This window comes from Legionella sp., assembly GCF_049790535.1.
Taxonomy (GTDB): domain Bacteria; phylum Pseudomonadota; class Gammaproteobacteria; order Legionellales; family Legionellaceae; genus Legionella.
In genome coordinates this window covers 1-8,285 of sequence record NZ_JBAQZB010000157.1, presented here as the reverse complement: position 1 = coordinate 8,285, position 8,285 = coordinate 1, and the positions used below count along the sequence as shown (strand labels likewise).

The window sequence follows — 8,285 nt, the reverse complement described above, 5'->3', positions numbered from 1 at the left end:
GGTGCTAATAGCATTTCGACTCCTTTCATAACTTGGCGGTTTAAAAAAGAGAGAAATCTATCAAGCACCATCTTTTTATTCAATATTTTTTCAAGTAATTATAATTTTCTTATCCATAACTGGCGTTGAGTTAGATTTTACGCGCACTCTGGATTGGCAAGCGTATTGGGCCAAAGCTCTTGCCTTTGACGCTTTAATAGGAAATACCGATCGTCATCAAGATAATTGGGGTATTATTATAACGAGAGAAAAAGAAGCTCCCAATAAAATAAAAGAAGTACATATTTCACCAGTATTTGATAATGGTACGAGCATGGGACATGAAATTGCCTCTTTTAAACTTCAATACTTTGAAATAGAAAATCGTTTAAAGACATATGTATTAAGGGGCAAGCACCATATGAGATGGGTATTCGATGATAAATATCGTATTGGGCATGCCGAGATGCTTTTAGACCCTTTTTTGATTTGGATAAATTCTAAATAATAGCGCTTTTACTGATTTAGCTTGATAATGTTGTGAATAAAGTAATCGACAATACAAAGTATATCTCTAAGGATTTTGATGGTATCTTCTAAAGCCTTACTACGAGGATATTCAGGTTTGGTTACTTAATAGGGAACTGCACTTTTGGTTTTTCAAAGAATTGCACATACATTTTTAACTCCTTACTGATGTTACATTTTAAATATAGCAGGGCAAAAGATGAATCTTAGAAAAATAAAATGTTGCAGTACTAGCAATTGGGAAGGGTAGAAACCCCTTGTTAAGAGAATAATTTACAAGGAGTGTAAAGTAAATTATAGGAGTAAGTAGTATAATGAAGTGTTTTGGAAAAGTAATAGTTTGCGCTTTGTTACCAGCATCCATAACTGCAAATGCAGGATTTTATGCAAACACAGCCCATAGTCGTGGAAATTGTATGGGATTTAATGAGTCTATCACATGGAATTGGAGTGAATATCACTGGTGGGAAGTAGAGGCCATTCATTTTCGTCAGAAAGGAAGCGGTCCTAACACTCACAGATTAAAGGCGTGGATGGCATATACATGGCGAGCTGCTGCACTTGACTTCTGGAAAGATCCCGCAGGTGGAAATGCAGACCAATATTGGGTTCAAGGATATCACTAATTGGAAATAAAAAACTTCATAAAGAACGTGACGGTCTTTATTCCTATGTAGCATAGAATTGGATAGGCACTTTAAAACGCCCCGTCATTATATATGAAAAATGTAGCAAAACCTAAATTGGTCAATTTAAAACGAAAAACCATTTAGCAAACATGCATACATCAAGGTGCGAACGTTATTTAGGAGGAGAATATTCAGGAATTTTTTTAGGATAACACCCAGCGATTTTTCTATAATAATCAAGAACCTGCGGAAAATCTTTAGTAATATCGCCTGAAGGCCAAAACGCTTCACGAATGCGAACTTCCTTAGATGGATAATCCAACGCAACCATCACTAAAGGCAGTTTTGCCTTACACGCAATATGATAAAAACCTTCTTTCCAACGTGTTACCGCACTGCGAGTGCCCTCAGGGGTAATTGCCAGTTTAAAATCATCACGTGAGGAAAATAATTCAACAACTTTTTCTACGTTATTATTTTTTTGAGAACGATCAATGGGTGTACCGCCTACAGCTCTTAAGAACAGACCTAAAGGAAAAAAGAATAATTGATCTTTGGCCAAGAAATGAATTTTCACCCCTTGAGAAAAACGAGCAAATAAACCGATTGGGAAATCCCAATTGCTGGTATGAGGAGCAACAATGACAATGTATTTTTTATCTGTTGGTAAGTTGCCAACAACCTTCCAACCAAATAATTTTAAAAAAAAAGTTCCAAATTTTTGCATAAGTCAGTCTATGATTATTTTTTATTAGTAGTATATACGGGTTCATTGTTTTGATATAGTTTTTATTTATACCTCTTCTTGCTCATGATCCTTATCTCGAAAGAAATTCCCATAACCAACTAATAATGTACTAAAATTATACTTAAAGAGCAGTTTAGGGAGCCAAGCATGAAAAAACAGGATGCAGCACTTTATTTTCCTAATCCTCGGTTATTGGCAGCAGTATATTATGGATTATTGTCTGTTGTGGGGACCATTCTTATTGATGCATTATTAACCCTTATTGGTATAAAGGAATTAGTACCTCTTTTTCAGGCAATCATTTTAGGTATGATCATCGCTTCTGCAACAGGAGCTTTATGTGGCAAAAGTATTATTTATTGTCCCAAACCATTTATCGCTAAAACATTTTGGATTGGGTTTACCATGGTTATTGCTTCCTTACCTTTTTTTGCTCTTGGCTTGCTACTGTGCATGAATGAATCAGGAACTACATTATTTTCAATAAAAAATTTTCAAGATTTAGCTTATGCTTATCTTGTCGTACTTGCCTACAGTTATATTCTTTTTGGTGTTTTTCTGGCTCTAGCCGCAGGATTTGCTTCCATATATTTACGCGGTTGGTTAGTATACGATATCTTACATACAGACAAGAGAAAAAGTATGTGTTTACCCCGTTTCGTCGCCGCGCGAACTCGGGCCAAGTCTTTACATAAAACTCATCACAAATAGACTTCTTTTAAAACTCACGGCAAAATCCAAACTAAAAGGATAAATTTGTTTCCGCAGCACTGTTTCGAAATGAAGTCTAATGAACTGGAAAATAACAAGGGTATGATTTATTAATGCATATTTTTAATGATAAAGAACATCTTTTTGCTTTATTAGCAAAAGGTGTAACTGTTATTACGCCCAATAATCGACTCAGTGAATCCTTATTAGAGTATTATTTTAATTTTTGTACTAGCAAGACGGTACAAAAGCCTACCTGCTTGCCTTATCAGGTGGTACTTATTAAGGCTTACGAACAGCTGAACTTTATAAACAGTCATTCTTCTCATCCACTACTTTTAAACAATACCCAATGCCACCATTTATGGCGAAACATCATTAAATCACATGCTCAGATCACCTATAGCGAAGGGTTACTGCACTCGGTGTTAAGTGCTTGGGAACGCTGTGAACAATGGCAAGTTAATCCCCAAGATCCTGAGTTTCATTACACTTCACAAACACGGCAATTTCAGCAATGGTGGCAATTTTTTGATAATCAATTAAAACAACAAAATTTTATCACTGAATGTCAGCTCGCTACCTATTTAGTTAATGCAAACAGCATGCTGCTATCTCAACCGGTGGTATGGGTATGTTTTGATGACTTTAATCCGCAACAGCTGCGTCTGCAACAGCATTTGGAGCAACATGGACTGAAACAATATTACTATGATTTAAAAGAGCACCCCCCAATAGCAGAGGTATTTGCTGCAAAAGATGATAAAGAAGAATACCAACAATTAATGATATGGTTGCAAAAAAAACTACACTCCGGCAATCAACGTATTAGTGTCGTTGTTCCCGATTTACAGCAAAAATCACCAGAACTGCAAAGAATATTAGCTCAACATTTTAACCCTACATTATTTAATATATCCCTAGGTCAACCTCTAAGCACCTTCCCTCTGATAGCGCATGCTCTTTGTTGGCTTAATTTGGATACAAAGTCTTTAAATCATCATCAGGCAAGCCTAATTTTGCAATCTCCCTATTTAGGAGGTGCTCAGGAAGAGTTTCTTGCACGTTCAGAATATTTACAAGATGGGTCTTTATTAGAAAAGCAGAATATCCTATTTACTAAATTCATTCACGATCTTGAGGTTAAGACACCAAAACTTGCCGCATTACTTACGCAAGTAACTCCTTACCCACTCAAAACGAGCGTATTGGAATGGATACATCTGTTTCAAGAGCGCTTAAACTCGCTAGGCTTTCCTGGGGATTACGGATTAATCTCTGAAAATTACCAGTGCTTTAATCGCTTTACGCTTCTCTTTGATGAATTCAGACAATTAAGTTTACTTAATTCTCAGTTCACGAAAACAGAAGCATTGGAAACATTGCAGCTTCTTGCCAATAAGACAATCTTTCAAGCACAAAAAATCAACGCGGCCATTCAGATTTCTGGTTTATTAGAAGCATCAGGATGTGAATTTGATCACTTATGGGTTATGGGTTTAACCGATCAATGTTTACCACAAAAAGTGCATTTATCCGCCTTTATTCCTCCCCTCTTACAGCGTGAATTGTGCATGCCCCATAGTCTTCCTACACGTGAACTGCAATTTGCTAGACAAACAGTACATCGATTGCAAAACAGTGCTGGCTCTGTAGTATTTAGTTATGCTGAATTGCAAGGAGATACCTCTTATTTACCGTGTTCATTAATTGCAAAATTACCCTCATTTGCACCGCTACCAATGAATACCGAGTCTGTTCTACACAATGAATTAATTCATGTAGAAGAACTCTATAATGTACCGCTAAAATTAGGAGAACATATATCTGGCGGCACGTCGATACTCGCCAATCAGGCTAAATGCCCTTTTAAAGCATTTGCTGAACATCGATTACGTGCCAAAGCTGTCTCTTACACTACTGATGGCCTCGATACAAAAGAGCGAGGGCAAATCATTCATAAGGTAATGGAATTGTTATGGCATGAACTGGAAAGTCAGCACGCTCTATTCAGTTTAGATGAACAAATAGTGGAACAACATATTAATCAAGCGATTCATAGAGCTTTAGCTCCTTTAACACAACAACAGCCTGAATCGTTTTCAAAATTCATTCATGAAGTGGAATATACGCGTCTTAAACGTTTAGTCCTTAGCTATTTGGAATGGGAGAAACAGCGACCTCCTTTTACTATTGCAGCTTTAGAACAGTCTTATGCAATTAATTTGGCTGGCCTTGAGCTGCAGGTTCGTGTGGATCGTCTTGATCAGGTAGCCGATAAAAAATGGGTGATCGATTATAAAAGTAGTCTTCCCAATAATAAGCCCTGGAATGAAGACAGACCCAAAGAACCTCAATTATTACTCTATGCCCTTCTGGACACACAAATTAATGCGTTGTTATTTGTGCAGTTAAAAACAGGAAAAATTAGTTGCAGTGGATTCAGTGAAGAAAAACAAGGAATTAGCGGTATTAGCTCATTAAGAAAAGAAGAAACATGGACTAATTGTCGAGAGAATTGGCAAGCACAATTAACACGTTTAGCGGAAGAATTTCAACAGGGACACTGTCCACCACAACCTACTCAAATGAGTCTTTGTCAGCAATGTGATTATCAAAATTTATGCCGTTTTCAAACAAATGAATGAAGTGTCGATATGTTACTTTTCTTTACTTGATAATGACTCCAACTTGGCTCACACTAATTGGATCTAAAATTGAGTAAAAAACAGACATTATGTTTTTTTGTCTAAGTATGTTATACAGTTGAATTACTCAAAAAGCAGTACGAATTAATTTAAATCAAGTAATTTTAAATGAAGAGATATTATGCCTTTAAACTACACAAATTTAGAAAAACGTTTAATCGAAAATGATCAAAAATTAAGCAATTTATTTACCGGAGTTAAACTCAATGAATCACTTTTAAAACACATAGCAGACATAAAAAATTATTATAATATATCGTACACTAAAGCCAAAGAAAGCAAGACAATAGAAGCCATTATAAAAGACTATGAAAATTTTGTGGATCATTTGAAAATATTGAAATCCAACTCAGGAGTAACTAATGTTTCATATGAAAGAAGATTGGAGGCATACAATAAAGCTACTGATTCAATACGTCATGCTCGTAATTCCAAGAAACTTGCTATTATAAAATATGATCTTGCGCAAGCATGTAAGTTAACATTCTGGGCAGCTTCGGCAATCTCACTTTACGCATCTATTTTTCTCATTGCCCTACCTATGGTTATTTTTCAACCAGTAATTGGCCTGTCCATGTCAATATCAATTGGTGGATTACTTCTGATGACCGCTTTGAAGTGCACCCAATGCATACGTGAGTTTAAAACATTGGGGCGTCATGACATTGAGTATCGCGATGAAATAGAGTTGTTTGGTCTATTCAAACCAGAGCCAAAACCTGAAAGTGGTTCGTCTGTAACTGATAAAAATCTGAATGAATGCATACAGTAAATAATCTGTACATTGCTATCATCTAAGGCCATCAGCAAATCATTACTGATAGCCTTAATAATTAATCCTCTTAGTTGCTAAGCTGCATTGCGAAATTCAACCAGATGTTTAATAATGATAAAATCATTAATAAGGAAGTGCCTATGTCACTCAATTTAACTAAAATACACCTCGTTTATTGTGGCTTAATCACTTTTTTGCTAAGTAGTTGTGCTCATCCACCTTATAATAATTTTAAACCCCGTCATCCTGTACTTCGTGGGGCAACGATTGGAGCCACAATGGGTACTGCAGTAGGAGCGGCAGCAACGGGATCCGTAGCTGGCGCACTAACAGGTACCGCCATCGGTGGCACCATTGGCGCCTTAGTTAGCACGGGTACTATGCCAAAACGTCGCCTTATAAATGAATTACAAAAATGTGACATCCAATTTGTACAATACGGCGATACCATGACACTAATTATACCGACAGATAAATATTTTATGTTTGCAAGTCCTCGCCTTAATGAAATACGTTATCAAGGGCTACAAAATATCATTGCACTAGTGAGTCTTTATCCTGAAAGTCCTGTATATGTTGCAGGGTTTACTGATAATGTTGGAACTGAACATCATAAAAATCTATTGTCGCAAGCTCAGGCTGAAAGTATGATGACTTATTTATGGGCCAATGGCGTTCAGGCTCAACGACTGAAACCAGAGGGTTATGGTGATAAAAATACTATTGCAGATAACGCACTAATTCATGGCAGCGCAATGAACCGACGAATTGAAATTCAATGGTTTATTGGCAGAGCCCCCAGGTGCTGTTTTGCTAGAACTGCTCCAATAAATTATTCCATGAAGTAAGGGTATAGATGCATTCAAGATTTATTGGAGGAATCCTTTTAATTGTCGGTACATCTATTGGTGGGGGCATGCTTGCCCTTCCGGTCGCTAATGCTGCAACTGGATTTTGGCAATCGTCCATTTTTTTACTTATTTGCTGGGTACTTATGACTTTAGGAGCTTTTTTCATTCTTGAAGCAAATCTTTATTTACCCAGAGGCAAACATATGGTGTCTATGGCAGCAGCGACTTTAGGTAAATATGGTTTGCTTGCAGCTTGGATAAGTTATTTATTTTTACTCTATACTCTGCTTTCAGCCTACATTTCCGGAGGTTCAGACTTATTAAACAGTTTGCTCTTAAAAATTGGACTACAGCTAAGCGATTGGCAAGTAAGCTGTTTGTTTACTTTGTTCTTTGGTCTTATTGTTTATGGTGGCATCCGTTATGTAGATTATACTAATCGTGGCTTGATGTTTGGCAAATTAATTGCTTATTGCTTGTTAGTTTTACTTATAGCACCCCACGTTGATAGGCAACATTTTAGCCACGGTGAGGTTCGTTATATTACCGGCTCTATCATGATCTTAATCACCTCGTTTGGATTTGCCATCATTGTGCCAAATCTTAGAGACTATTTTGATGATGACATTAGGCTGCTAAAAAAAGTTATTTTTATCGGTTCTTTAATTCCTTTATGCTGTTATTTGGCCTGGGATGCCGTCATTATAGGAGCTATTCCTGCTGAAGGAAGTCAAAACCTTGAAAGTTTGATGAATAATCCACATGCAACCAGTGCATTAGCAACATTATTATCTAATAAAGTGCAAAGCACGACCATTAGTGCCTTATTTGATTTTTTCACTTCCATCTGCATGCTTACTGCCTTTTTGGGTGTGTCTTTAAGTTTATATAGTTTTCTGTCCGATGGACTAAAATTTGACCAACGTGGAAGTCAGGGTGTTGGATTATTTTTATTAACTTTTGCTCCTCCATTACTAGTTGTTATTTATTACCCAGGTATTTACATTAATTCTTTGGGCTATGCAGGTATTTTTTGCATTATTTTGCTACTACTTTTACCCGCACTAATGTGTTATTGCGGTAGAAAATATCACAGTCCTATTTTTGTAGTTCCAGGCGGTAAAATAACTCAGCTCGTAGTCATGTTAATTTCATTAGCTCTTTTAGCGCACGAATTTTGGCGCTGAGTCTTTGTAAAAATTTAAATAGTACTGGCCAGGAAGAAAACTGGTTTTGTCGCAGAAAATTTCAGGCACTGGTAAAATTTCCAAATTTTTTGGAGTTCGACGATGCTCAGTTTCAAATGGAAGCATTTCAAACAGGATATGATCCTGCTGTTGGTCAGATGTTATCTGG

The 8,285-nt window shown here is 36.7% G+C and carries 8 protein-coding genes; 6 read left to right on the top strand and 2 right to left on the bottom strand.

What is annotated here, in order from left to right; translation table 11 throughout:
* Nucleotides 1-821: 821 nt before the first annotated feature.
* Complete coding sequence (locus tag WA877_RS10980) at nucleotides 822-1,133, top strand: hypothetical protein (protein WP_425170959.1); 312 nt, start codon at nucleotides 822-824, stop codon at nucleotides 1,131-1,133.
* 175 nt (nucleotides 1,134-1,308) lie between these two features.
* Here WA877_RS10980 and WA877_RS10975 read toward each other — a convergent pair whose 3' ends face one another.
* The gene (locus WA877_RS10975; RefSeq protein WP_425170958.1) at nucleotides 1,309-1,863 is read right to left on the bottom strand and encodes a 1-acyl-sn-glycerol-3-phosphate acyltransferase; all 555 of its coding nucleotides are present in this window, start codon (nucleotides 1,861-1,863) and stop codon (nucleotides 1,309-1,311) included.
* Between the two features lie 168 nt (nucleotides 1,864-2,031).
* On the opposite strand from WA877_RS10975, the gene WA877_RS10970 reads away from it, so the two are divergent.
* The 5 genes from WA877_RS10970 (at nucleotide 2,032) to WA877_RS10950 (ending at nucleotide 8,116) form a co-directional block, all read left to right on the top strand.
* A complete protein-coding gene (locus tag WA877_RS10970; protein ID WP_425170957.1) occupies nucleotides 2,032-2,595 on the top strand; it encodes a hypothetical protein in 564 nt (187 codons plus the stop codon).
* Nucleotides 2,596-2,708: 113 nt separating this feature from the next.
* Nucleotides 2,709-5,243: a PD-(D/E)XK nuclease family protein gene (locus WA877_RS10965; RefSeq protein WP_425170956.1), complete on the top strand. Its 2,535-nt coding sequence runs from the start codon at nucleotides 2,709-2,711 to the stop codon at nucleotides 5,241-5,243.
* A gap of 181 nt (nucleotides 5,244-5,424) precedes the next feature.
* The gene (locus WA877_RS10960) at nucleotides 5,425-6,075 is read left to right on the top strand and encodes a DUF5638 domain-containing protein (protein ID WP_425170955.1); all 651 of its coding nucleotides are present in this window, start codon (nucleotides 5,425-5,427) and stop codon (nucleotides 6,073-6,075) included.
* Nucleotides 6,076-6,218: 143 nt separating this feature from the next.
* Complete coding sequence (gene cmpA / locus WA877_RS10955) at nucleotides 6,219-6,926, top strand: C-OmpA-like family protein CmpA (protein WP_425170954.1); 708 nt, start codon at nucleotides 6,219-6,221, stop codon at nucleotides 6,924-6,926.
* 8 nt (nucleotides 6,927-6,934) lie between these two features.
* Entirely contained in the window at nucleotides 6,935-8,116 is a 1,182-nt protein-coding gene (locus tag WA877_RS10950; RefSeq protein WP_425170953.1) for an amino acid permease, read from the top strand.
* Here the strand turns inward: WA877_RS10950 and WA877_RS10945 are convergent.
* The coding region (locus tag WA877_RS10945) for a hypothetical protein (protein ID WP_425170952.1) at nucleotides 8,093-8,285 on the bottom strand (193 nt) is incomplete at its 5' end. The genes WA877_RS10950 and WA877_RS10945 overlap by 24 nt on opposite strands.